Origin of the sequence: Pontibacter aquaedesilientis (assembly GCF_014773225.1) — a bacterium.
Classification (GTDB): Bacteria; Bacteroidota; Bacteroidia; order Cytophagales; family Hymenobacteraceae; genus Pontibacter; species Pontibacter aquaedesilientis.
Genome location: NZ_JACXAJ010000002.1, coordinates 676351 through 700405 on the forward strand (window position 1 = coordinate 676351; position 24055 = coordinate 700405).

General features: G+C 51.6%; 26 protein-coding genes. 15 read left to right on the plus strand and 11 right to left on the minus strand.

Annotated elements, in window-relative coordinates:
* Window positions 1-492 precede the first annotated feature (492 nt).
* The 5 genes from H9Q13_RS07905 to H9Q13_RS07925 all read left to right on the plus strand — a co-directional run bounded on the left by H9Q13_RS07905 (window position 493) and on the right by H9Q13_RS07925 (window position 4419).
* Window positions 493-1086, plus strand: coding sequence for a PAS domain-containing protein (locus H9Q13_RS07905; protein ID WP_191183213.1), 594 nt, complete (start codon window positions 493-495; stop codon window positions 1084-1086).
* Window positions 1087-1241: 155 nt separating this feature from the next.
* The gene (locus tag H9Q13_RS07910) at window positions 1242-2183 is read left to right on the plus strand and encodes a DUF808 domain-containing protein (protein WP_191183214.1); all 942 of its coding nucleotides are present in this window, start codon (window positions 1242-1244) and stop codon (window positions 2181-2183) included.
* Between the two features lie 430 nt (window positions 2184-2613).
* Window positions 2614-3201: a carboxymuconolactone decarboxylase family protein gene (locus tag H9Q13_RS07915; protein ID WP_191183215.1), complete on the plus strand. Its 588-nt coding sequence runs from the start codon at window positions 2614-2616 to the stop codon at window positions 3199-3201.
* 32 nt (window positions 3202-3233) lie between these two features.
* Complete coding sequence (locus H9Q13_RS07920; protein WP_191183216.1) at window positions 3234-4043, plus strand: hypothetical protein; 810 nt, start codon at window positions 3234-3236, stop codon at window positions 4041-4043.
* A gap of 10 nt (window positions 4044-4053) precedes the next feature.
* A complete protein-coding gene (locus H9Q13_RS07925; RefSeq protein WP_191183217.1) occupies window positions 4054-4419 on the plus strand; it encodes a response regulator in 366 nt (121 codons plus the stop codon).
* A gap of 90 nt (window positions 4420-4509) precedes the next feature.
* Here the strand turns inward: H9Q13_RS07925 and arsB are convergent, their stop codons facing one another.
* The 9 genes from arsB to H9Q13_RS07970 form a co-directional block, all read right to left on the minus strand.
* Window positions 4510-5595, minus strand: coding sequence for an ACR3 family arsenite efflux transporter (arsB, locus tag H9Q13_RS07930; protein ID WP_191183218.1), 1086 nt, complete (start codon window positions 5593-5595; stop codon window positions 4510-4512).
* 9 nt (window positions 5596-5604) lie between these two features.
* Window positions 5605-6381, minus strand: a complete 777-nt coding sequence (locus tag H9Q13_RS07935; protein ID WP_191183219.1) for a metallophosphoesterase family protein — start codon at window positions 6379-6381, stop codon at window positions 5605-5607.
* A gap of 32 nt (window positions 6382-6413) precedes the next feature.
* Window positions 6414-6893, minus strand: a complete 480-nt coding sequence (locus tag H9Q13_RS07940; protein ID WP_191183220.1) for a DUF6428 family protein — start codon at window positions 6891-6893, stop codon at window positions 6414-6416.
* Between the two features lie 19 nt (window positions 6894-6912).
* On the minus strand, window positions 6913-7245 hold the full coding sequence (locus H9Q13_RS07945; protein WP_191183221.1) for an ArsR/SmtB family transcription factor: 333 nt from the start codon (window positions 7243-7245) through the stop codon (window positions 6913-6915).
* Between the two features lie 66 nt (window positions 7246-7311).
* Entirely contained in the window at window positions 7312-7614 is a 303-nt protein-coding gene (locus H9Q13_RS07950) for a hypothetical protein (protein ID WP_191183222.1), read from the minus strand.
* Between the two features lie 53 nt (window positions 7615-7667).
* Window positions 7668-7919, minus strand: a complete 252-nt coding sequence (locus H9Q13_RS07955) for a hypothetical protein (RefSeq protein ID WP_191183223.1) — start codon at window positions 7917-7919, stop codon at window positions 7668-7670.
* 56 nt (window positions 7920-7975) lie between these two features.
* A complete protein-coding gene (locus tag H9Q13_RS07960; protein ID WP_191183224.1) occupies window positions 7976-8212 on the minus strand; it encodes a hypothetical protein in 237 nt (78 codons plus the stop codon).
* Window positions 8213-8307: 95 nt separating this feature from the next.
* The gene (locus tag H9Q13_RS07965) at window positions 8308-9051 is read right to left on the minus strand and encodes a class I SAM-dependent methyltransferase (protein ID WP_191183225.1); all 744 of its coding nucleotides are present in this window, start codon (window positions 9049-9051) and stop codon (window positions 8308-8310) included.
* A gap of 1 nt (window position 9052) precedes the next feature.
* The gene (locus H9Q13_RS07970) at window positions 9053-9511 is read right to left on the minus strand and encodes a hypothetical protein (protein ID WP_191183226.1); all 459 of its coding nucleotides are present in this window, start codon (window positions 9509-9511) and stop codon (window positions 9053-9055) included.
* 162 nt (window positions 9512-9673) lie between these two features.
* Between H9Q13_RS07970 and H9Q13_RS07975 the strand changes: the two genes are divergently transcribed.
* Complete coding sequence (locus tag H9Q13_RS07975; protein ID WP_191183227.1) at window positions 9674-11869, plus strand: M3 family metallopeptidase; 2196 nt, start codon at window positions 9674-9676, stop codon at window positions 11867-11869.
* Window positions 11870-12174: 305 nt separating this feature from the next.
* Window positions 12175-12453, plus strand: coding sequence for a hypothetical protein (locus tag H9Q13_RS07980; RefSeq protein WP_191183228.1), 279 nt, complete (start codon window positions 12175-12177; stop codon window positions 12451-12453).
* 314 nt (window positions 12454-12767) lie between these two features.
* On the opposite strand, the gene H9Q13_RS07985 is transcribed toward H9Q13_RS07980, so the two are convergent.
* Entirely contained in the window at window positions 12768-13052 is a 285-nt protein-coding gene (locus H9Q13_RS07985) for a hypothetical protein (protein ID WP_191183229.1), read from the minus strand.
* Between the two features lie 209 nt (window positions 13053-13261).
* On the opposite strand from H9Q13_RS07985, the gene nuoL reads away from it, so the two are divergent.
* The 5 genes from nuoL to H9Q13_RS08010 all read left to right on the plus strand — a co-directional run bounded on the left by nuoL (window position 13262) and on the right by H9Q13_RS08010 (window position 22022).
* Complete coding sequence (gene nuoL, locus H9Q13_RS07990; protein WP_224744145.1) at window positions 13262-15508, plus strand: NADH-quinone oxidoreductase subunit L; 2247 nt, start codon at window positions 13262-13264, stop codon at window positions 15506-15508.
* Window positions 15509-15770: 262 nt separating this feature from the next.
* On the plus strand, window positions 15771-17516 hold the full coding sequence (locus H9Q13_RS07995) for a complex I subunit 4 family protein (protein WP_191183230.1): 1746 nt from the start codon (window positions 15771-15773) through the stop codon (window positions 17514-17516).
* 3 nt (window positions 17517-17519) lie between these two features.
* Entirely contained in the window at window positions 17520-19031 is a 1512-nt protein-coding gene (locus H9Q13_RS08000) for an NADH-quinone oxidoreductase subunit N (protein WP_191183231.1), read from the plus strand.
* A 16-nt stretch (window positions 19032-19047) separates the two neighbouring features.
* A complete protein-coding gene (locus H9Q13_RS08005; protein ID WP_191183232.1) occupies window positions 19048-20940 on the plus strand; it encodes an amidophosphoribosyltransferase in 1893 nt (630 codons plus the stop codon).
* 173 nt (window positions 20941-21113) lie between these two features.
* Window positions 21114-22022: a YihY/virulence factor BrkB family protein gene (locus H9Q13_RS08010; RefSeq protein ID WP_191183233.1), complete on the plus strand. Its 909-nt coding sequence runs from the start codon at window positions 21114-21116 to the stop codon at window positions 22020-22022.
* Window positions 22023-22027: 5 nt separating this feature from the next.
* Here H9Q13_RS08010 and H9Q13_RS08015 read toward each other — a convergent pair whose 3' ends face one another.
* Window positions 22028-22216, minus strand: a complete 189-nt coding sequence (locus H9Q13_RS08015; RefSeq protein ID WP_191183234.1) for a hypothetical protein — start codon at window positions 22214-22216, stop codon at window positions 22028-22030.
* A gap of 118 nt (window positions 22217-22334) precedes the next feature.
* Between H9Q13_RS08015 and H9Q13_RS08020 the strand changes: the two genes are divergently transcribed.
* The 3 genes from H9Q13_RS08020 (at window position 22335) to H9Q13_RS08030 (ending at window position 24018) form a co-directional block, all read left to right on the plus strand.
* On the plus strand, window positions 22335-22790 hold the full coding sequence (locus H9Q13_RS08020) for a GNAT family N-acetyltransferase (RefSeq protein ID WP_191183235.1): 456 nt from the start codon (window positions 22335-22337) through the stop codon (window positions 22788-22790).
* Between the two features lie 51 nt (window positions 22791-22841).
* A complete protein-coding gene (locus tag H9Q13_RS08025) occupies window positions 22842-23279 on the plus strand; it encodes a carboxypeptidase regulatory-like domain-containing protein (protein WP_191183236.1) in 438 nt (145 codons plus the stop codon).
* Window positions 23280-23349: 70 nt separating this feature from the next.
* The gene (locus H9Q13_RS08030) at window positions 23350-24018 is read left to right on the plus strand and encodes a hypothetical protein (protein ID WP_191183237.1); all 669 of its coding nucleotides are present in this window, start codon (window positions 23350-23352) and stop codon (window positions 24016-24018) included.
* Window positions 24019-24055: the final 37 nt, after the last annotated feature.

The window sequence follows — 24055 nt, forward strand, 5'->3', positions numbered from 1 at the left end:
TTAAAAACGATTTTCAAATAGTTTAGATGTGTTTAATTTTAATAATTGAGTTAACTACTGGAGCGATAGCAAACCCTGATCTTTCGGATTTGCAATCCGAAAGATCAGGGTCGCGGATTTGAAATCCGCCTTCTCATAGGCAGTTGCTAATGAAATTAAAGCAGATTGTAAATACGGAACAGCGACGTCATCCGGAAGTACCTTAAATGAAAATTCATTTATTAATTCACATTTTTTACAATCATCCAATTCAAAAAGCTGAACTAACATTCTATTATTTATAGTTCTAAAGATCAAGTGTGTCGTACTTAGTCAGCACTTCCCAAATCTCATCTTTATCCACCCTTCACATTCCTTCCCAAAAAATCGAACGGTCAAACATCGATTCATTTCCCCAACCTGATAAACCGCATAACCTCTCTTAGAAAATCATCCCACTAAAAATTGGTTACAGAGTAGATACTATATATATTGGTTTCTTATTTCTGTACCATGACGAGTTTTGAAGAGACCAAACAGCTGCTGGAGAACTCCACCTTCTACTATATCATCACCACCAACATGGAGGGACGGTATACCTATGTAAACAACTGCTATAACGAAGCCTTCCGGGACATTCATGGGTGTATAGTGGGGCAGCCCTATGAAGTGACTATGCACTCAGACGACTGTAAGGTGTGCGAAGAGGTGGCCCTGCAGTGCTTCACCAATCCAGCCTGTACTTTCCCGGCTACTATCCGCAAACACGACGGCAAAGGCGGATATTTGATCACGCAATGGGAATACAAGGCTATACTGGACGAAGACGGAAACCCTGCCGGCATGTTCTGTCTGGGCTACGACATCACAGATTATACGGCTTACCACGAACAACTCCAGGATGCAAAATCCCTTTTGCAGGAGATTTCCTTTTACCAGTCGCATGTGGTGAGGAGGCCGCTGGCCAATATCATGGGTTTGGCCAAGGTATTGGAAAACATGCCTTTGGATCAGAATGTAAGAAATATCTGTAAGATGCTCATTGAGAATAGCCTGCAACTAGACGCGGTTATCAAAGAAGCCGCCGCCAGGCAACTTGTAGACTAATGCTAACGCAGGCTTAAGTTTGAAGCCGAGCAATCGCCCTATCAGCAAGGCATAAGGCTCGATTAAATTAGAAGATTAAAAAAGACTGCTTGCCAGGTTAATCCGTACAGAGTAGGCAGCACAAAAAAATTATACCTTAAACTAAAGAATACAACATGGCGACAGGATTACTTGCGCTTTTAGATGATGTGGCGGCACTGGTGAAAGTCAGCGCGGCCAGCCTGGATGACGTACCGACACAGGTGGCGAAAACAACGGGCAAAGTTTCCGGCATCGTGATCGACGATACGGCTGTAACGCCTAAATATGTGGTGGGCCTCGACCCGAAGCGCGAGCTCTCCATCATCTGGCAGATCGCCAAAAAGTCAGTCATCAACAAAGCGATCTTTCTGGGGCCGGCGGCGCTGGTGCTGGGCTACTTTGCGCCAGCGGTTATACCTTACATCCTCATGCTGGGCGGTGCCTACCTGTGCTTCGAGGGCTATGAGAAAGTCCACTCCATGTTCAGCAAAACACACGAGCCCACAGATGAGCCAACAGAGGAGATGGAGGTGATCACACCGGAAGAGTTGGAGAAACAACGGGTAAATGGTGCTGTGCGCACTGACTTTATACTATCCGCAGAGATCATGGCCATTGCCTATTCCACGGTGGCCGACAGCCCCCTGATGAACCAGATCGTGGTGCTGTTGGCGGTGGCTATTTTCATTACCGTTGCGGTGTACGGCTTTGTGGGGCTCATCGTGAAAGCCGACGACATTGGGGTGCACATGGCGCAGGGCAAATTTCACCCGACCACCCAGAAGATCGGGCGCGGCATCGTGAAAGCCATGCCATCTTTCCTGGTGATTCTCGGGTATGTGGGTACGGCGGCCATGCTGTGGGTAGGGGCCGAAATTATTGCGCATGGTCTGCCATTCATGCATCACCCCATGGAGGTGTTGGGCAATCTCTTTCCGGATGTGCCTTTTCTTGGCTGGCTGGTGAAGGTCGTGGTGCTGGCTTTGGGCGGCATACTCTTAGGGGCTGTTATTGCCCAGGTGGTCTCGATGGGCAGCAGGTTGTTCAAAGGTTCTGCACAGAAGGTGGCGAATTGATTAGTACTTCCCTCAACCCTGCAAGCAGAAGGCCTGTCGGTATCGGCAGGCCTTCTGCTTCAGGTAGTTATACTTGCCAGTTCAGGAACACCCCTGCGGTCTCCCCAGGGTATGGCTTTGCACAGATACTGGTCCGGTTAAAAGAGGGGGACAGATGCTCAGCTCCATTTCCCCCGCTCGATTAACCGGAGAAAGTTTCCCTTGCAAGCAATTCAACGATGCTGTGCCTCGCAGCAATAAATTTATCGCTCCACAATACAGGCTCCGATCCTGTCCAGCTAATTGCACTATTTTACCTGCTTAGTTAAGCAGCGGTATCCCGCTTGCCGCCAAATATTTAATGGATAATTCTGATCGGGTTGTGATTGAGATAAGCTTTAGAATCATTATATTTGTATAGGTATATGTTTATATTAAGCTCTTTTCCAATATGAATACTTCTATTTCTTCTGCTACCTCCCGGTTTAAAATGGTGCCATATGAGGAGGCAACACCTGAGGTAAAAGCCATTTACGACGAAACCATGCAAGCCCTGCAGCTTCCATTTGTATTGAACTGGTTTAAGTGCCAGGGCAACAACGCTACTTTGCTGCGCGGCAATTGGGAAAAACTCAGATCTACTTTGCTCGAAGGGCAGGTGCCTAACATCCTGAAGCAGCTTATCATCTACAACGTTTCTAAGGAAAGGAAATGTGATTACTGCGCGCAGGCACACGGTATTTTTGCCGACAGCATGGGCAAAATGATCACAGACGATGAAAACTTTAAACCCACTGCTGATCTGGAGTCCCCGGTTCTGCCGAAGAGCTACAGAACGGCTGTGCGCATTGCCACCAAAGCCGCGCTTCACACAGCTTCCGTAGCGCAAGCAGACTTCGAAGAGCTGGCGCAGGAGGGCTTTTCTGATGAAGAAGTTCAGGAGTTGATGGCACAGGCTGATCTGGTGAACATGCTTAACACCATAGCGACCATCTCGGGCATCAAGCTGGACAACGAGCTGCTGGAGCCAGAGTTTTAAGCTGCTGCGTCTTAGCGCCAAAGGTTGTTTTTGTGGAAGAGAATCAGATATACCGGGTAACTTACGAAGCTTTTTCAAAGTTTTCGAACAGCCTGAGCCGTTGCCGCTCGTTTGAGGAGGTAGCCAACGTGCTGCGTGTAAACCTCAAATTTCTCTTCAATTACCACTGCGTTCGCATCAGTTTTCAGTGGGAGGAGCATTTCGCCCATTTCACCATCAGCATGCAGGATGCGCAGGTAGAGGTGCTTGGCGAGGGCAATTACATGCCGCACGAGAAGCAATTGCTATCCCAGAAGAGGCCCCTCTGCTGGAACAACCAGCAGGTAGCGATGCTGCCACTGGCTTATCAGGTGCCAACAGAAGAGCAGACAGAGCTTTGGGGTTGGGTGTTTGAGAACCAGGAGCGCTGCTTGCTCGTGTCGCTGTTGGCCGGGCAGAGCAAACCTTTTACAAAGCGCGATGTTACCTTTGTCAGGCTGATGGCCGAAAGCCTGGAGTCAAAACTGTTGGAGCTGTTCCTTTTTCAGGAGCTGGACAAGCGAAACGAGGAGATCTCCTATATAAACGCCCAACAGCAGGAGGTAATTAAACAGCGGACATCCGAAATCACGAAAAAGAACGAACGCCTGCTGGAGATTTCCATCGCCAGCGCACACCAGATGCGCGAGCCCCTTAGCCGGGTGCTGGGCCTGGTGCAAATTATGGGGCAAGCGCAATCAATGGAAACCATACAGGAGCAGGTGCTGCCGCGACTTAGCAAATCAGCGACTGACCTGGACACTGTTTTGCGTGAGGTAATAGACAATGCTACTGGCGAACTGATCGAGCTAGGGGCAGATTAACTTTTATTTTATGAAGAAAATACTTTTGGTCGACGACATGGAGATCACCAATTTCATCACTGAATCTTTTATCCGGAACATCAATCCGGCTCATAATGTCTATAATTTCACGGACCCTGTAAAAGCATTCGGCGAAGTGACCACCATCGACCCCGATGTCATCCTGCTCGATCTGAATATGCCGGAACTGGACGGTTGGGGTTTTCTGGATAGAATGCAGGAAAGCCAGATGGCCTACAACGTATACATCCTTAGCTCATCCACGAGTGAGTTGGATAAAAAACGGTCTTCGACTTATGGCAATGTAGTTGGTTTTCTGGTAAAGCCGCTGGAGGAAGATGTGCTGTCGAATATTTTGGAAACGAACGCGAGGTAAGCCAACCCACCCGGCAGAAATAAAACAAAACACGGCGAGCTGCTCTTTCCAGGGTAACTCGCCGTGTTTTGTTTGGCAAAAGCTGTTCCTCTACAATTTTGCAAGGCCCTGCTCCCGGCGATACCACTTTCGCTTCATCCAGAATGCCACGTTCACGAGCAGGATCAGCGCCGGCACCTCTACCAGCGGACCGATTACTCCGGCAAATGCCTGCCCACTGTTGATGCCGTAAATACCGATGGCCACCGCAATGGCCAGTTCGAAGTTGTTGCCAGTGGCCGTAAAAGAGATAGCGGCATTTTGCGCGTAGTCGGCACCCAGCAACTTTCCCAGTAAAAAACTGATCACAAACATCAGGGCGAAGTAAAGCACCAGTGGCACGGCCAGTTGCAGCACGTCAAACGGAATCTCGACCATCAGCTCCCCCTTCAAACTGAACATGAGCACGATGGTGAACAGCAGCGCGATGAGCGTGATAGGGGAGATGAACGGGATGTATTTGCTGTTGAACCAGTCCAGTCCTTTCAGGTGAATTAAGGTATAGCGGCTGATGATGCCGGCAAAGAAAGGGATGCCAAGGTAGATGAGCACACTCTCCGCTATCTGCCCGATGGTGATGTTGATCTCGGCACTTTTGATGCCGAACATGGGAGGCAGCACTGATATGAACAGGTAGGCATACAGGCTGTAAAAGAAAATCTGGAAAATGCTGTTGAGCGCCACCAGTCCGGCTGCATACTCCCGGTTTCCTTCGGCCAGCTCGTTCCATACCATTACCATCGCAATGCAACGGGCTATACCTATCAGGATCAGACCGATCATGTACTCGGGCTGGTCATGGAAAAAGAGGATGGCCAGAAAGAACATTAGGAAAGGCCCGATCACCCAGTTCAGCAACAGCGACATGCTCAGGATCTTCACGTTTCTGAACACTTCGCCCATCTGCTCATACCTGACCTTGGCCAGGGGCGGGTACATCATCAGAATCAGGCCGATGGCCAGCGGGATGTTGGTCGTGCCGCTCGACAGGGAGTTGATATACCCGGAGGATTCAGGTATAAAGTAGCCGATGCCCACACCCAGAAACATGGCCAAAAAGATCCACAGCGTGAGGTAGCGGTCGAAGAAGCGGAGTTTTTTCCGTTGGTAAGTGGGGGTACAGTTGTTAGCAGACATACACGTTAATTAACAGCCTTTGCGCAGGTTGTCGGCGTAGGCGTTTGGCAAAATGGACTCCTCCACGGCACGGGCGGCTTTCTCAAAATCGTAGGCAAAGCGGATAAACTCCACCTCCACACTGTTCCTGTCCAGCACCGAGCTGTTCTCGTCGATGGACAGCATCACATAGCCACCCCGGTTGTCGCCGTCCTTGGGTTTGCCTACCGACCCGATGTTGATGGCATGGCGGAAATGCGCCTGGCCCGCTTCGCCTGAGTCCAGTATGCGGTGATAAGGTTTGTGGGTATGGCCAAAGCACATAATGTCGGCATCGGCATCTTTCATGATACGCAGCAGGCTTTTCTCGTCGCGGTCCTCAAACAGGTACTCGTTTATCTTGCGCGGGCTGCCGTGCACGAGCAGCAGATTGAGTTTGTCGTTATTGAGCTGAAACTCTACTTTGATATGTGCCGGCAACGAGCGCAAATAGCTGCGCTGCGCCGGCTTGATGATGTCGTTTGTGAACGAGATGGACACCGCGCCATTGGCCTTTTCCTCCTCCGTTTTGTAAGCGCAGCCACAGTCGTCCGTGGCGCGGCCGATGCCAAAATCGTAGTTACCGGCAATGGTCGGGATATGGCGTTTCCGGATCTCGTCGATCACCTCGTTTGGCCAGATATTATACCCGACCAGGTCGCCGAGGCAGTAGATGAAATCGGGTTTGCGGGCGTCCACATCTGCAAAAAAGGCCTCCAGGGCAGGCAGGTTGGCATGGATGTCGCTGAAGAGCGCTATCTTACTCATCGTGTCGTTTTAGGTTGGTTCTGAATATGGTTTTAGCAACAGCCACCACCCGGCGTGCAGGCATTTCCGCCAACAATCAGGTTGTTCAGGTTGATTTTAGGCTTTTGAGTTTGCTCGGCAGGTATACCGCATTTATCGGTGGCCAGGCAGTTGGTCGTTTTGCGCAGGAGCACGAAGTTTTGGCCGTTAAAGCCCAGGTCATACTTGCCGATCGTATCACTCTGGTACTCCACTTCCACTTCCAGGTCTTCCATGCCCAGGGTTTTTTCGGACAGGGCGATAATGTTGAGCAGTTTCTGGGGTTTCAGGCGGTGATCGAAGTCGTTGGCGTCCCACAGTTGGAAGTTGGCCACTTTCTCGTGGCGCACCGTACCGCCGCAGTCAATAAAGTGCTTCGTGATCACGCCCACCTCCGTCACATGGAAGTGCTCGGGTACCAGTGCACCGTTCTCCAGTTCGAAATTAACCGCCTCGGCAGTCTGCAGGATATTTTTGATCTCTGAAAGTTTCATAATAGTATAAGTTAAGGTGTTAACAACAGGTTGAATTCTTATTTTGAAGATCGGTCAGCGCATGGGAGAAATAAGCGCTCAGGCTTTCAAAGGCCTTTTCGTCGAGGCAGTAGCAAACCGACGTGCCCTCCACGCTGCCTTTGATGATGCCTGCGCTTTTGAGCTCTTTGAGGTGCTGCGAAACGGTGGGCTGGGCCAGTGGCAGTTCGCTCACAATATCGCCGCAGACACAGCTCTTCACTTTGAGCAGGTGCTCGATAATGGCCACCCGCGCCGGATGGCCCAAGGCTTTGAGCAGCATGGCCGTCTTGTTCTGCCTCTCAGTAAAAAACTCGGTTTTGGTCAGTCCCATCTTTCTAATCGTTTGATTGCAATATTACGATTAACGATCGAAAAGAGCAAATGGTTTATTGAAATCTTACCCTCTTTCCACCACAATATACCTGGCCGAGAACCCATTGCTTTTGTAGAGAACCTGCAGCGCTGTGATAAGGGATGCTTTACCGGAGGTTTTGGTTTGCTGGCCACCGAGTGGTTGCAGGTAGTTCTGAAAGCCTTTTCCGTCCACACGCCCCACATAGCGCCGTGCTTCCGGTTCTTCCACCTCTTGCAGGTTTTTAGCCAATGTGACTTGCCGCATATAAGGCAGCGCGGATTTCATGCTCCGGTAATCGGAGAAGGCGTAGAGGCGGTACCGGTGATTGAGCCTGACAAAGTTCACGGCTTAAAAATAAGGGATTGTTATTTAATGTAAGCGTAAAATGGGGCAGGCAGCTACCAGCACATCATATCGAGCAGGTTAATATTGTGGGCATAGGGCTCAAGGGCACGTTTGCTGGCCAGACCCCTGATCAGGCCGATGAAATTGGTTTCAGGGTTAGTCCATACCTCAGCAAAGAAATCGCCCATGTCATAAAGCTCAATGTGGTAGCCCCGTCGGCCGCGTTCGGCCAGATAGGTGCCTTTCGCCAGTATAATCTCGAGCCTTCCGGCCAGTGTGTGGGTATTGAAAAAGGTGAGATTCATGGCATGCTAGGCGTAAGCGGGTGAAAAGGAAGCAATGGTGTAGGGATATACCTGTCTTAGCTGTCAGGGTCGTCCGGGTTGTCGTAGTCCCAGTATACCTCGAGTGTCGTGGGCTGGTTCAGGTAGGCAGGTATAGGCGTGTACACGATCAGTTCCCAGCCGGGTTTGCTCATATCTTCTTTGTGCAGCCGCCTGGCCTGGCACATCAGCCGTTCATAAATCTCCTGACCAACGGGACGACGGCTGTTGACATAGGGACTGCCCGCTTCGAATTTGAAAGTGGTTGTATGCATAAATTACAACTTTTACAGGTATACCTTCTACTACGTAAGTTGTTACGGATGGGTATAGTACCTTCCTGAAAATCTGCCGTCCTATACCTCGGAGCTCATTTCTTTTCGAACAGCAGGAAATGCTGGATCGGCAGGAAGTCCTCCCGGCGCTGTAGCTGAAAGCCATTCGCCTCCAACTCCTTTTGGACCTGGGCCGCGCTCATTTTATGCAGTGCTCTGATCCGCACATCCGGGTCTTCGGCCCGGTACTCAAGCAGCAGCAGCTTGCCGTCCGGTTTCAGGGCTTTTCGGATTGCCTGCAGCATTTCGCGGGGGTGCTCCAACTCATGGTACACATCCACCATCAGGGCGATGTCCACGGAGTTGTCCGGCAAGTTGATGGACTGGCTGCCGCCTTTCACTACTTCCACATTGGCAGCACCTAGTTTTTTTTGCCTTTCTTTCAGGGAGGAGATAAACCGATCCTGTACCTCCACGGCGTATACCTTGCCCTCGGGCACCTTTGGCGCGATCTGAAAGGTATAGAAGCCAGTGCCAGCCCCGATGTCGGCGACCACGCTATTGGGTTGCAGGCCCATGTTTTTAATTGTCAAAGCTGAATTTTCTTCTTCCTGCCGTGTGTCCCGGTCCAGCCAGCTGCCGCCGGTCGTGGTCATGATGGCGGCAATCTCGCGCCCCATGTATACCTTGCCGGTGCCACCGGGGGCGGCCGATTTGGTGCTATACCCGCTGGCGGTGGATTGGGTATTGGTTTCCTGTGCCTGGCAGGCGCCCAGTGGCAAGGCAAGGAAGAGGGCAAACAGCCAGGTGGCCGAAAGGCAGGCAGGAATTCTTTTCATATCAAGTGGCCAGGTTTTCCAGTTTCTGTGTCAGGTCATCGATGAGTTGCTCCACCCATTTTTCAGCCACCATCTCGTATGCGGCATTGTCCCAGTGTTGCAGGTAATCCATTTCAAGCCAATTGTTTTCCTTGTCCGGTCCTACGGTATAGAAATTTCGCTCCAGCTTGAAGAGCAGGTCCTTGGTCAGGTCAAAGTTATCGGCACCCACCCGCTCAAAGCCTTCCAGCCGCAGCCGAAGCCCCATTTGCTGTATATTGCCTTGCTCTATGCTGATCTCCGCTTTTGCGTCAGTGCCCGGTTCGCGGGTCCAGGTATCGAGGAGCCGCTCCAGCCTGAAATCATGAAATAGGGCGATGACATCCGCCAGGTGCTGGTGGATATGCTTGGCCAGTTCTGGCAATACTGTGTTGTAAAGCTGCTGTAAGGCTTTTTTGTCTCGTAAAGGGCGGTCTTGCATGTGTGCTGTATTCTTATTGGTTTCTTATACGTGCATTCTGTTTTGAGGAAGCGGCCAAGCACCTATCTATTTTAGCGTCGTGCCGGGTAAGTGGCGTATAACGGAGTCTGCCCGTTTTTTTGTATCTTGGGCTGAAATTTTCTCATTCACCACTAAAATTCTATGAAAGACCAATTCATACTAACCGGAAAAAAGTCAGGTATACTGGTTTTGCTGGCGCTGGCGAGCTGTACCTCGGTGCAGACCCCGCAGACACAGGACACCCAGGCTGCCACAGAGCAAAAGCAGGTAGAAACCAACCCGCTGCTGAAAGAATGGACAGGCCCCTACGGTGGCGTGCCGGCATTTGACCAAATGAACCTGGCTGACCTGAAGCCTGCCATGGAGAAAGCCATGGCGCTGAACCTGGCCGAAATAGAGGGCATCGCCAACAATCCGCAGCCCGCCACTTTCGAGAACACCATCGAAGAGATGGAAAGGGCCGGCAATGAGCTGAACAGGGTGTTTACGTATTACGGTATTTGGAGCAGCAATTTGTCTACGCCTGAGTTCCGTACCCTACAGCAGGAGATGGCTCCAAAGATCTCTGAATTCAATTCGAAGATCTCACAGAACGAGAAGCTCTTCCAGCGTATCAAAACTGTGTATGACAATGCCCAGAAAAACCCACTTTCCGCCGATCAGCAGCGTGTGGTGGAACTGGTATACAAAGGCTTCGAGATGGAGGGTGCCAACCTGAGCCCTGAGAAGAAGAAGCGTTACGCTGATATCAACAAGGACCTCTCTACCCTTTACACGAAGTTCTCTAACAACATTCTGGCTGACGAGGAAAAGTATGTGGTGTACTTCACCAAAGCCCAGCTTAGCGGGTTGCCGGAGTCTTTTGTGAAGGCTGCTGCCAAAGCTGCCGCTGACCGTGGCAAGGAAGGCCAGTACGCGGTGACCAACACGCGCTCTTCCATGGATCAGTTCCTGACCTATTCGGATGAGCGTGCGCTACGTGAGAAGGTATGGAAGAACTATTACTCGCGTGCCGACAACAACGACGAGAACGACAACAAGCAAAACATCGTCGACATCCTGAAACTGCGCCGTGAGCGCGTGCAGCTCATGGGCTACGATAATTATGCCCAGTGGAGACTGCAGGACCGTATGGCTAAGACGCCGGAAGCGGCAATGGATCTGATGATGGCGGTATGGCCATCGGCTATTGCGCGTGCTAAAGAAGAGGTGGCCGATATGCAGCAGCTGGCGAACAAAACCAGCAAGACGAAGATTAAGATCGAGCCTTGGGACTACCGCTATTACGCCGAGAAAGTGCGTCAGCAGAAGTACGACCTGAACTCCGACGAGGTGAAGCAGTACCTGGAACTGGGCAACCTGACACAAGCCATCTTCTTCACGGCTGGTGAGCTGTTTAATTTTAATTTCACGCCGGTGGCCGAAGGCTCCGTACCAGTATTTCATGAAGACGTGAAGGTATGGGAAGTGACCGACAAGACGACAGGCGAGCACATTGGCCTGTGGTACCTCGACCCGTTCGCTCGTCAGGGCAAGCGCTCCGGTGCCTGGGCTACGACTTACCGCGCCCACACGACTTTTGACGGCAAGAAGACTGTGCTTTCTTCCAACAACTCCAACTTCGTGAAGCCTGCTCCCGGTGAGCCGGTACTGGTGTCCTGGGACGATGCCGAGACCTTTTTCCATGAGTTCGGCCATGCGTTGCACTTCCTGGCTTCTAACGTGAAGTACCCGACGCTCAACAGTGGCGTGCGTGACTACACTGAGTTCCAGTCGCAGTTGCTGGAGCGCTGGCTGTCTACCGACAAGGTGATCAACCAGTTCCTGAAGCATTACAAAACGGGAGAGCCGATGCCGAAGGAGCTGATCGCCAAAATAGAGAAGGCATCTACTTTCAACCAGGGCTTCGCCACAACTGAATTCCTGGCTTCTGCCCTGATGGACATGCACTTCCACCTGGCTGACCCGAACAACCTGGATCCGGATAAGTTTGAGAAGGAAACACTCAACAAACTGGGTATGCCGAAGGAGATTGTGATGCGTCACCGTTCACCGCACTTCGGTCACGTGTTCTCGGGTGAGGGCTATGCTACAGGCTACTATGGCTACCTGTGGGCCGACGTGCTGACCTCTGACGCTGCTGAGGCCTTTGCAGAGGCGCCAGGCGGGTTCTACGACGCCGAAGTGGCAGCTAAACTAGTAAAATACCTGTTTGCGCCACGCAACTCCATGGACCCGGCAGACGCCTACCGTCAGTTCCGTGGCCGGGATGCCAAGATCGATGCGCTGATGCGTGACCGTGGGTTCCCGGTGCCAGGCAAGCAGTCTAAGAAATAAATTAAAATCTGCGTTACGACGCTTCTATAAAAATCCCTGCAGACGATGGTTTGCAGGGATTTTTTGTTTGTGGTATCCTGGGGTTCAAACTGTGCCTTTCCGTATTGATCTTTGCGGCTTACCCTTTTAGCGGTAGCTCCGTTGTCATGCGGTGGTCTTGTGTTATCCGAAAAAATACGCGACTGTTTACAACTTTTTAAAACAGGCTGCCGTATAGCTTGAGTTAATGACAAAAGGGGAGCTAAAGACCAGCGTTCTGTGTTAGCGCCCTTCTACAAATAAATTGCCTTATATTGATTGCCCTTATGGACGAATACTCACTTTTTTCAAGTAAGCTCCAGACTTGCGACTTAATTGTATTGACCGAAGCAGACGAGAGCCGGACTTATTGCCGTTTCTATGCCAATGGTCTTTATCAGGACAGAATGTTTATTTCTGAAAATTCCGTTAAAGAAAGCCTTAGTTCACTTTGCAGCGAAGAGGATGTGATCGACTGGAATGGCATCCAAAACCTTCGGAAAAAATATTGTGATGCACTGGAGGGGAATGACAGTTTTGGAACTGTTGAGCCAAGTCTCGTGTAACTGTACCGGGTAGCGCTAAAAAAGCAAAGGCCCCCGTAAGGGAGCCTCGCCTCAGAAAAGTTGCACAAGGCAACCTTCAACTTTTAGCCGCTGCAAATATATGAAAACTTAAAAGTCTTTTTACTAACTTTTATATTAAAAAAGTAAAATTTCTGAAGTTTAAGAAATAAGTAATACTTATTCTTGTTTTAGGCTTGTGTTTTGCCGTTGGCTGAGGCGATTTTTGATCAAAAAAACAATTTCTCTAACCGATATAAATAAAAAGAGGGAGCCTGTGCTCCCTCTTTTTATTTATATCGGTTAGGAACCGCGCATTAGTCGTGTCCTAATTGCTTCACCAGTTTGTTGTAAACGCCCAGCAACAGGAAAGAGGGCGCCCACTGGCCTACAAACAAAGCCTCCTCGTCCTTTTTCATGATTTTCAGGGTGGCCGATACAGCCATTGAGCCTAATGCAGCCCAAAGGAACGTGTCAGAGGGTAATTTTGCGGTATATTCCTCGATAGCAGTTGCCACTGGTCCCTCTTTGTGCTGCGGGTTGAAACGGTCTGCTTTGTTTTTGAGGTCTTGTGCTTCTTTTTTCAAATCTTGTGTGTCCATAGTTTTTTTATTTGTTTGATGGTACAATACCATACAAAACGAATCAGGCCCCTGATTGTTTACAAAAATTGAAATTTATTGATACGGGTCCATCGCATAGAAGCGGAGGCGGTAAACGGTTGTGGGCAGTGGGCGCTGGTGCAAATTGGTATAAACCCTGCAGGTATACCGTATATTATTAGCACAATATATGTAAATTGCCGGCTTGAATGAGGTTTGCCAAAACTGGCGTGCCCACGCTTTTACTGTTACACCCAAACATAGCCTACACCTTGGAGCTTTCGGCACTTCTGAAACCATTGGCCGGTACGACACAAACCACCCTTGCACTGGTGGTGCTATTGTTGCCCCTGCTGGCTTTCGCTTTGCTTTACGGCTGGGGCAAGCACCTGGCGCGCAAAGGCGATTGGCTAGGTATAGGAAGCACAGGGGTGATTTTTGCGCTCTCCCTATACCTGTTTTCCCAGACCTGGGACACAGCGACTTTCCATAGCCGGATCATCTGGTTCAGCTTTCCGTCGAACTACGTGGCTGATTTTACGGCCGGCGTCCGGCTCGATAACCTGACGGTGCTGATGCTGCTCATCGTGACCTTTGTCTCGCTGCTTGTCCAGGTTTTCTCGGTGGGTTACATGAAAGGCGACGCAGGGTATAGCCGCTACTTCGCATACCTGAGTCTTTTCACCTTCAGCATGCTTGGCATTGTACTCGTCGATAACCTGCTGCTGCTGTTTATGTTCTGGGAACTGGTGGGCCTGTCATCCTACCTGCTGATAGGCTTCTGGTACCAACGACCGGCAGCCGTGGCCGCCAGCAAGAAGGCTTTTCTGGTGAACAGGGTAGGAGATATCGGACTGTTGCTTGGCTTATTCGCTTTCTATACCTATTTCCGGACCTTCGATTTGGAAGCCCTGCGCACCCTGGTTGGGGCGGGGGAATGGTCTAATGGGATTTTTTCGCTCAGCTATACCTTGAACGGGCAACCTTGGTTGGTGGAGCTGAGTCCGGTGTTTCTGACCCTGGCGGGGCTTGGGTTGTTTATGGGCTGTGTGGGCAAGTCGGCGCAATTTCCGCTGCAAGTTTGGTTGCCGGACGCCATGCAGGGGCCAACGCCTGTTTCCTCGCTTATACACGCCGCGACGATGGTGGCGGCCGGTGTTTACCTACTGGCCCGTTGTTACCCATTCTTCACGGTGGATGCCCTCACGGTTATCGCAGTCATCGGGGCCATCACAGCCCTGTTGGGTGCCATTGCTGCACTCACACAATACGACATCAAGGCGGTGCTGGCCTTCTCCACGATCTCCCAACTGGGGTACATGGTGATGGGGATGGGCACGGGAGCGCATGATGCCTCGCTTTTCCACCTGACGACGCACGCTTTTTTCAAGGCGGCCCTTTTCCTCAACGCTGGTATTATCATACACGCCATGCACCGCGGCCTGCACCACGCACACCTTCCGGGTGATGCCGACCCGCAGGATATTCGCAACATGGGCGGACTGCGCAGGGCCATGCCGCTTACTTTCTATACCTACCTGCTGGCCGCCGCCGCCCTTGTCGGGTTGCCGCTATTTTCCGGTTTCCTGTCAAAAGACGCCATCCTTTCCGGGAGCTGGGCCTGGGCGCAGACGATGAGCGCTGCTAACGGAAATAGTCTGTATTACATTGTGCCGGTCATCGGGTTTGTCGTAGTGCTGCTCACAGCCTATTACATGGGCAGGCATCTGTGGTTTATATTCTTTGGGAGTTTCAGGTTGCCGTTTGACGTGCAGTCGCTCCGGTTTTCGGTTCGGCAGGAGGTGGAGCGGGTGATGCTGTTGCCGGTTGTGCTGCTGGCGATACTTTCGTTAGGCATATTTTTCTCACTGAATCCGCTGGCCTTTTCCGGTAGCTGGGTGATGCGGGGTATAGGGATAGAGGTACTCACCCCAAAAAGTACTTTGCTGGCCGACCGTCTGGTACAGGCCGTGGCAGCACAGGATGCCGCCAATGATACAGCTCACCTGGTCATCGGAATTTTGTCCGCCTTGTTGGGCGTGGCAGGTATAGCCCTGGCCGTTGGCAGGTACAGAAACCGGGGTGGCGCATTGTTGTTGCAGGAAATGCCGCAGGGAGCCTTGGCCCGTCTTTCCTATCATCACTTTTACCTGGACGCCGTGTATAACCGGACGCTGGTGCAGCCGACAATCTGGCTGGCCCGCATGCTTTACCGCCTGGACAAGCGCGTGATCGACTATACCCTGGAGTATGCGAGCAAGTGGCTGGTGGTGTTTGCCAAGATCGTGAAGTGGTTCGACCATTGGGTGGTGGATGGTAGCGTGTGGCTGATCGGGGCACTTTCGAAAGTGCTGGGAAGCATTGGGCGCAACCTGCAAAATGGAAAGGTGCAGTCCTACTATGCTTACTCCCTTTTCGGATTTATTCTGATAATACTATACATCATGCTGAATTGATGTTAATTTCGCGAGCAGGTTTAAAATTTGGGAATTTGCAGATTTGAAGATTTGAAAATGGGAGAGGTGTGCAAGCTTCTCCAATGTAGAGTGTCGGATCGGGATTTTTTGATTGATACAGCAGTTCCAGGTCCGCAACATGCAGGTATAAAAACCTGAAATATGTGAGATAGAACAGCAACTAGCCCAAAAGGCAAAAGCAAGAGTCAAGGGTTTGTAAACCCTCAACTCATAACTCTTAACTAAATCAGCGTTTAGCTTGATGAACCTTATACTCTCTGGCCTTATTTTTACCCCCTTGCTGGCAGCGCTTGTCGTGTTGCTGATGCCTACCCGTCTGCAAAAACCGATGAAGGTGACAGCACTGTTGGGTACGCTGGTGCAGATGGCCCTGTCGGTGTTGCTATACCTTCGCTTTGATGGATCAGCACCCGCCAACGGACACACCGGCTACCAGTTTGTGGAGAAGCTGGACTGGATCAGCTTTTCGCTGGGCAGCCTGGGGCGCTTCCAGATCGAGTATTTTGTGGGCGTGGACGGGGTGAGTATCAGCATGGTGCTGCTGACAGGTATAGTTGGCGTCATCGGCGTAATCTCCTCCTGGACCATCAATAAAAACGTAAAGGGCTATTTCCTGCTATACCTCTTATTGGTGACCAGCGTGATGGGCTGTTTCCTGGCGCTGGACTTCTTCCTGTTCTACCTTTTCTTCGAGTTCATGCTCCTGCCCATGTATTTCCTGATCGGCATCTGGGGTGGACCGAAGCGCGAATATGCCGCTATCAAGTTTTTCATCTATACCCTGGTCGGGTCGCTCCTCATCCTGATCGTGATGATTGGGCTCTATACCTCCGTTATTGATCCGCAGGCGACAGCCTGGCAGATGAACCTGATCGGGCAAGGCATACCTGCCGATGCCAACGTGATCCGCCAGGTGCAGCAGATGCTGCAACAAGGCGTGATCAGTAATGCCGATATCGTCCGTACGTTCAGCATACCGGCCATGATGGAGCCGGCCAACTTTATACCGGGTAGTCTGCTGCATGTGCTGTCGGGCGTTAGCCTGTTCGATCTGCCAATCCGTTTTGTGGCATTCCTACTGGTGTTCGCCGGTTTCCTGATCAAGGTGCCTTCGGTGCCGGTGCATACCTGGCTACCGGATGCGCACGTGGAAGCGCCGACTCCGATTTCGGTGCTGCTGGCCGCAGTGCTTCTGAAAGTGGGCGGCTATGGTTTGATTCGCATTGTATACCCTGTCTTTCCGGATGCGGGGGCTTATTTCGCTACGCTGGTGGGCGGTTTGGGCGTGCTTTCCATCATTTATGGTGCGCTCTGTGCCCTGGCCATGAACGACCTCAAAAAACTGATCGCCTACTCGTCGGTGTCACACATGGGCTTCGTGCTGCTGGGGCTTGCCTCGCTCACAGCGGAGGGGGTGAACGGCGCCATTTACATGATGTTCAGCCACGGCATCATTTCGGCGATGCTTTTCCTGGTGGTGGGCGTGATCTACGACAGGGCACACGACCGCATGATCCTGAACTTCAGAGGACTGGCCAAACGCATGCCGGCCTATACCGCCTTTGTGGTGATTGCTTTCTTTGCTTCGCTGGGCTTGCCGGGCTTTTCAGGCTTTATTGCGGAGTTGCTGGTGCTATTGGGTAGCTTCGGTGCTCCCGAGGCCACTGGTATGCTGCCGCGCTGGCTGGCGATTGTGGCGGTGTTTGGCATTCTGCTGGCGGCTGCCTATTACCTGTGGGCCTTGCAGCGCATGTTCTTTGGCAAGTACTGGATCTTCCCGGAGCTGCGCGAGAAAGCCAGTATTTCTGACCTGGACCGCCGTGAGTACCTGATGCTGGTGCCGCTGGCAATCCTGGCGCTGCTCTTCGGAATCTTCCCGCACCTGCTGCTCGACAAGGTAAGTATAGCCGTATCAGGTTTCACAGAATTAGTGCTTCTCAATGGGCAGGAGCAGTTGAACATGGTTTTATCTACGATCATTCCTTAACCCGTGGAGGAACAAGCGGCACAACTCACCCAAGCCATTGACAGCATCATCTCCGGTGCAGGCACGCTGCTGCCAGAGTTTCTGCTGGCTGGCTTCTTCCTGCTGCTGGTCACGCTGGACCTTTTCAAATCAAAGACCATCAAAAGGCTGTTGCCCTGGCTGGCTCTGACCGGACTTTTCTCTGCACTTATATTACAGGTTATCGGACCTCCAGCGTCAGAAGGCGTGCAGTTTCTTAATTTGCTGCGCTCCGACGGACTGGCCCGCTATGCAAGCATTTTATTCAGTGTGGCAGGTATAAGCACCATTCTGCTTTCGTTGCAGAACCGTAAGATCGAAAAGAGAAGACAGGGCGAGGGACGTGGAGAGTACTATGCTTTGCTTTTGATGCTGGTGCTGGGACTTAACCTGATGGCCAAATCAGTGAACCTGCTCATGGTTTTCCTGGCCATTGAAGTCGTGTCCATCGCGTCCTACATACTTACCCTCACGCTAAAGGAAGAAAAGCGGGCGGTGGAGGCCGGTCTTAAATATGTACTTTACGGGACCCTGTCGGCTGGCGTCATGCTGTACGGGATGTCCTTTTTCTATGGGCTGACCGGCTCCCTCGACTATACCCTGGTTTCGTTCTGGCAGTCGTTGCTCGATGCCAACACACTGATGGTGACGTTAGCGGCCATTCTGGTCTTTGCCGGATTTTTCTTTAAGATATCGGCGGCACCTTTTCATTTCTGGGCACCGGATGTGTACCAGGGCGCACCGATGCCGGTGGTCGCCTTGTTTTCGACAGGTCCCAAAATGGCCGGTATCATCGTGATCCTGCGCTTTGTGGCTGCCTTCGGCGATCCTTCCATTGCTGCCTCGTTCGGGGACATACAGCTTTTCCTGGGGGTGGCGGCACTTGCTACGCTGGCGGTCGGCAACCTGACCGCCCTGTGGCAGCGGACACCGCGCCGGCTGATGGCCTTCTCCTCGGTATCGCATGCCGGTTTTCTGCTGATGGGGCTGATGGCTTTCGGCACAAACTACACTTCCAGTATCCTGTTCTACATGACCGTGCTGCTCTTCATGAATTTTGGCCTGTTCCTTTTCTTGCAAATGGCGGAAGAGGAATGGCAGGTGAAGAAACTGGAAGATTTTCAGGGTCTGGGCAAACAGGCACCTTTTGCCGGTATTATGGCGCTGCTCTACCTGCTTTCGCTCACGGGACTTCCGCCCCTGGCAGGTTTCATGGGCAAGCTCCTTGTTTTCAGTAGCGTCTGGGAAGCCTATACCTTGTCAGGGCAGCCGCTGTTGCTGGTTTTGCTGGTGGGAGGTATACTGCTGACGGGCGTGGCGCTGTTCTATTATATCAAAATACCCTATTACCTTTTCCTGAAAAGGAATCAAACTGAAGAAAATTTAGTTATTTCACTGTCAAATAAGCTGCTGTTGGTTTTCTTTGGTCTGCCGCTGCTGGTTCTGTTCTTTAAACCTGACCTGCTGCTGCACTGGATCGAGAAACTACTGGCCTAGATACTTTACTTGCCCTATGAGCGACTCTATCAAGCACGAATGCGGAATAGCCCTGATCAGGCTCCGAAAACCAATCGAGTATTACGTTGAGAAGTATGGCACCCCCATGTACGGCGTCAACAAGCTGTACCTGCTCATGCAAAAGCAGCACAACCGCGGTCAGGACGGGGCTGGAGTTGCCAGCATCAAAATAAACGCCGGACCAGGTATGGAGTACATCAGCCGGTTCCGCTCTGTGAAAACCCGCGCCATTGACAGCATTTTCGGTAAGATCGGCAAGGAGTTCAAGAAGCTGAAAGAAGACCAGCCCGAACTCGCACGCGACACTAACTGGGTGTGGCAGAACCTGCCTTTTCTGGGCGATGTATACCTGGGCCACCTGCGCTACGGCACGCACGGCGTCAACACCGTGGACAACTGCCACCCGATGGTGCGCGACAACAACTGGCGCAGCCGCAGTTTGGCCGTGGCCGGTAACTTCAACATGACCAATGTGGATGAGCAGTTTGAGAAACTGATCGAACTTGGCCAGCACCCAAAACAAAAATCCGACACCATTACCGTACTTGAAAAGATCGGCCACTTCCTGGACGAAGAAAACCAGATGCTGTTCGAGTCTTACAAAGACGAATTCACAAACAAGGAGATCACCCACCTGATCGAAGACAACCTGAGCCTGCAGCGCGTGTTGCGTCGGGCCTGCAAGGACTTTGACGGTGGCTATGCCATGGCGGGTCTCACAGGTTATGGGGCATCTTTTGTGGTGCGCGATCCGCACGGCATCCGCCCGGCTTACTATTACATGGACGATGAAGTCGTGGTGATTGCCTCTGAGAAGCCAGCCATCAAGACGGCCTTCGACATAGAGTACAGCGCCATCCAGGAGATTACGCCGGGCCATGCCCTGATCGTAGACAAAGCGGGCAATGCAGAACTGAAGGAAATCCTGCCACAGCTGGAGAAAACTTCCTGCAGCTTTGAGCGCATCTACTTCTCGCGCGGCAACGACCCCGAAATCTATGAAGAGCGCAAGAATATGGGCCGTCGCCTTTGTCCGCAGATTCTGGAGGCCATCGACTTTGACCTGAAAAACACGGTATTTTCTTATATCCCGAACACAGCCGAGACATCCTGGCTGGGCATGATGAAAGGGATTGAGGACCATTTGCGTGCCTATCGCCGCAAGGCCATCCTGAACCAGGATCTCACCGAGGAAGAACTCGACCAGATTTTGCAATACAAGCCCCGCGCCGAGAAACTGGTGATAAAAGACGTGAAGCTGCGCACCTTCATCACCGACAACGACAGCCGCGACGACCTGGTAACGCACGTGTACGACACCACCTACGAGGTGGTGAAGAAAGGCATTGATACACTGGTGGTGCTGGACGATTCGATCGTGCGCGGTACCACACTCGAGAAGAGCATCATCAAAATGCTTGACAAGCTGGAGCCGAAAAAGATCATTATCGTGTCTTGCGCCCCTCAGATACGCTACCCGGATTGCTACGGCATCGATATGTCCCGCGTGAAGGAGTTTGTGGCCTTCCGTGCCATGTTGGGGCTATTGAAGGACCGCGGCCTGTACCATAAGATCGACGAGGTATACGACAAGTGCGTAGAGGCACAGCATACACCAGCCTTCATGGAGACCAACTTCGTGAAAGAACTGTTTGACCTGTTCACGCACGATGAGCTCTCCGCCAAGGTATCGGAGATTGTGAAGGCACCGGATGTAAACGCCGAAGTACAGGTGATTTACCAGCGTATAGAAGACCTGCACCTGGCCTGCCCGAACCACAAGGGCGACTGGTACTTTACCGGCAACTACCCGACCCCGGGCGGTACCCGCGTGGTAAACCGTGCCTTCATGAACTTTGTGGAGAACAAGGCGGTACGGGCTTACTAAGCACTGTCAGAAATCATACTGAAAGCCTGCCCTTGCAAAGGGGCAGGCTTTTTTGCGTTTTAGGGGATCAGGTTACTGCGCAATTCCTGCCGCTTTATTTTTTAACTAAAGCACGGAGCGGCCGTTATCGTTATGCGGGCGACACTTTATGCGCGTCGGTGAGGAAGTACCAGATGAGGCAAAACAGAAATTTCTTTGAAAAAACCATCGCAATCCTGAAGGAATCCGTGCGCAATTTCCAGCAGAACGAGCCGATTGTGTACAGTGCTGCGATCGCCTTTTTTACTATTTTCTCGCTGCCCGCTATCCTGATCGTGCTCACATTGGCAGGCTCTGTTTTCTTTGCCGAAGAAACCGTGCGGAGAGAGATTGTGGGACAGATGGAAGAACTGATGAGTGAGCAAGTGGGCGGGCAGGTGGACGACATCCTGCGCAATGTAACGGAGATGCCAATGAGCTTTTGGAGCGTGCTCATTGGGTTTGCCATTACAGCCAAAAGTGCCACAATCATATTTTTTATCATGCAGAAGGCCCTGAACTCGGTTTGGAAGATCAGGGTGAAGCACAATGTGAATTACCTTAAATTTCTGAAGTACCGCCTGGTGACCCTGGCCATAGTGGCAGGTCTGGGGTTTCTGCTGCTGTCGAGTCTGCTACTGGATGCGGCCCTGCTGGTTTTCAGCGACCAGCTCTATGATTTGCTGGAAGAGCATCTATCGTCGGCCATCAGGTTGATAAAGGCTGCTCTCTCGTTGCTGGTGGTGCTGCTCTTCTTCACGGCCATCCACAAGATTCTGCCAGACGCCTCCATCAACTGGCGTGACGCCCTGGCCGGTGGCATCATTACCTCCATCCTGTTCCTGATTGGCAAGGAGCTCATAGATTATATCCTGAGCAATATCAAGGTGGTGGGGATTTACGCTGCTGCGGGCTCTTTTGTGATCGTGTTGCTGTGGGTGTTCTATTCGTCGGTGATTCTGATGCTGGGCGCCGAAGTGACAAAGGCCTACGCCAATGAGCACGGTCGGGAAGTAAAACCCTCGGAAATTGCCGAGCGGTATGAGAAAGTGAACGGCGATTAAGGAGACTACTTCATCAGATCCACCACTGTCATGATGGCGAAGGCGATGGTGCCGCCATATACGGCGAATTTGGTGAAGAACGTGGCTTTGGCCAGGAAGGCAGTATGTTCGTTGAGTTTGATTAGGCCCATCAGGCTAAGGGACAGGTATAGGAACAAGGCCAGCGGAATGATATTGAAAAGGAACTGTAACATTTCTCTTTCTAAGGGGAAGGATAAGGGTAAAAGGTATGGCGCAAAGATAGGTATAAAAGGCCAGGCTGGCGTATATTTGCTGATATCGAATACTCTGAATCCTAGAATACCTTCACGCATGGCCCTTACCAAGATCTGCAAAGCCTTCGGCGAAATGACACCCCACGAAATGTATGATATGCTCCGGCTGAGGAGCGAGGTGTTTGTGGTAGAACAAAACTGCGTTTTCCCTGACATGGATGACAAAGATCAACTGTGCCACCACATCCTGCTTTACAACGAGGAGCAAGTACTGGTAGCGACTGCCAGGCTTGTGCCGACAGGCGTTTCTTATCCGGATATGATGTCGATTGGACGAATCGTGACGAGTCAGTTGGTGCGCGGAACCGGCGTGGGCAAAGAGCTGGTCGAAATGGCCATTCAGGAGTGTTATCGCCTCTTCGGCCAGACAAATATCCGGATCGGGGCGCAGCTTTATGCCAAAAAGTTTTACGAGCGTTTCGGCTTTGAGCAGTCCAGCGAGGTATACGATGAGGACGGTATCGACCACATCAAAATGGTAAAGCAGGTATAGTAACAATGAGATAACATAATTTTGCTATCTTGCTTTTATATATTGCCTTACATGAAAGCAACGCCTCACCTCAGCCACCTTATTCTTTCGTTTTTGGCTTTCTGGCTAATCACAGCCTGCACCAAAGAAGAAGAGGACTACATCAGCAAGTACTGCCCCGGCGCCTGCACAGTGGTAAGTGGCCGCATCATAAAAAGTGGTAGCCTCCAACCCGTGGCAGGCATGCAGGTACTGGCCAGCTGGAAAAACCTGCGGCACTTCAAGGCCGGAGGCGGTGGTACCATCCGCAAGAAGGCCATTGTCAGCACGGACCAGCAAGGCAACTATACCCTCCGCTTTTTGCTTCGCGACGAGGAACTCCAGGACGGCGTCCTCGTGATCAGTCCACTCAACGGGGAATGCCCCACATCCGACTGCCCTTCCTATACCTTGTATCACGACGAACTAAAGCGGGACACGACCTATACCTATGATTTCCAGTTGCCTTAATTGTCGGTAGCTGTCCACAAGTTCATCATGATTTTTGATGCCGCCCTACCTGTACTTCACTAAACTGTATATGAGACGAACCTTTTCAGTTATTTTGCTGGTGCTGGCTTTAGCCGCTTCTGCCACTGCGCAGGATATTTATCCGCTCGGTCAGCGCATTGGGCTGCAGTTGGGCAGTGCGGTGCCGATCGGGGACTTCAGCAAAGACCGCTTTGAGGATGAGTTTCCTCCCATGGCCAGCAAAGGCACCATGGTGCAGGGCAGCTACGCCCGTGACCTGAAGCCAGGTATAGCCTGGGGAGTCACCGCAGGCTGGCGCTGGAACAGGTTCGATCTGGACAGATTCGCACAGGAAGACGACGAGTTGGTGATGAGCAGACGAGCTTCTGCCTGGCAATCAGGGTTTGTGCTGGCTGACCTATACCTGCAGAGCAAGGTGCAGCGTTTCTTCGGCTATGTAAAGGGTTCAGTGGGTGGGGCCTACAGCCAGTCACCCGACCTGCAGGTGAACACCAGCTATGGTCCGATCGCCCGGACTCCTGACAGCGCAGTTTCCATCGCTTATGGTTTAGCGGGAGGTATAGGCGTGCAAGCCAAACAGGTTAATTTTTCGATGGAGATTGGCACCCTGGCAAGCCGACCGACTTTTGAGGTGAGCGATGCGCAAGGGCAGCGGTTCCGTTACAAACAGTCCATGCAAACCGTGCATGTGAATTTGGGAGTAAGCTATACCTTGTAGCTGGCTGAGTTGAGATCACAAAGCGAGTCTATACCTC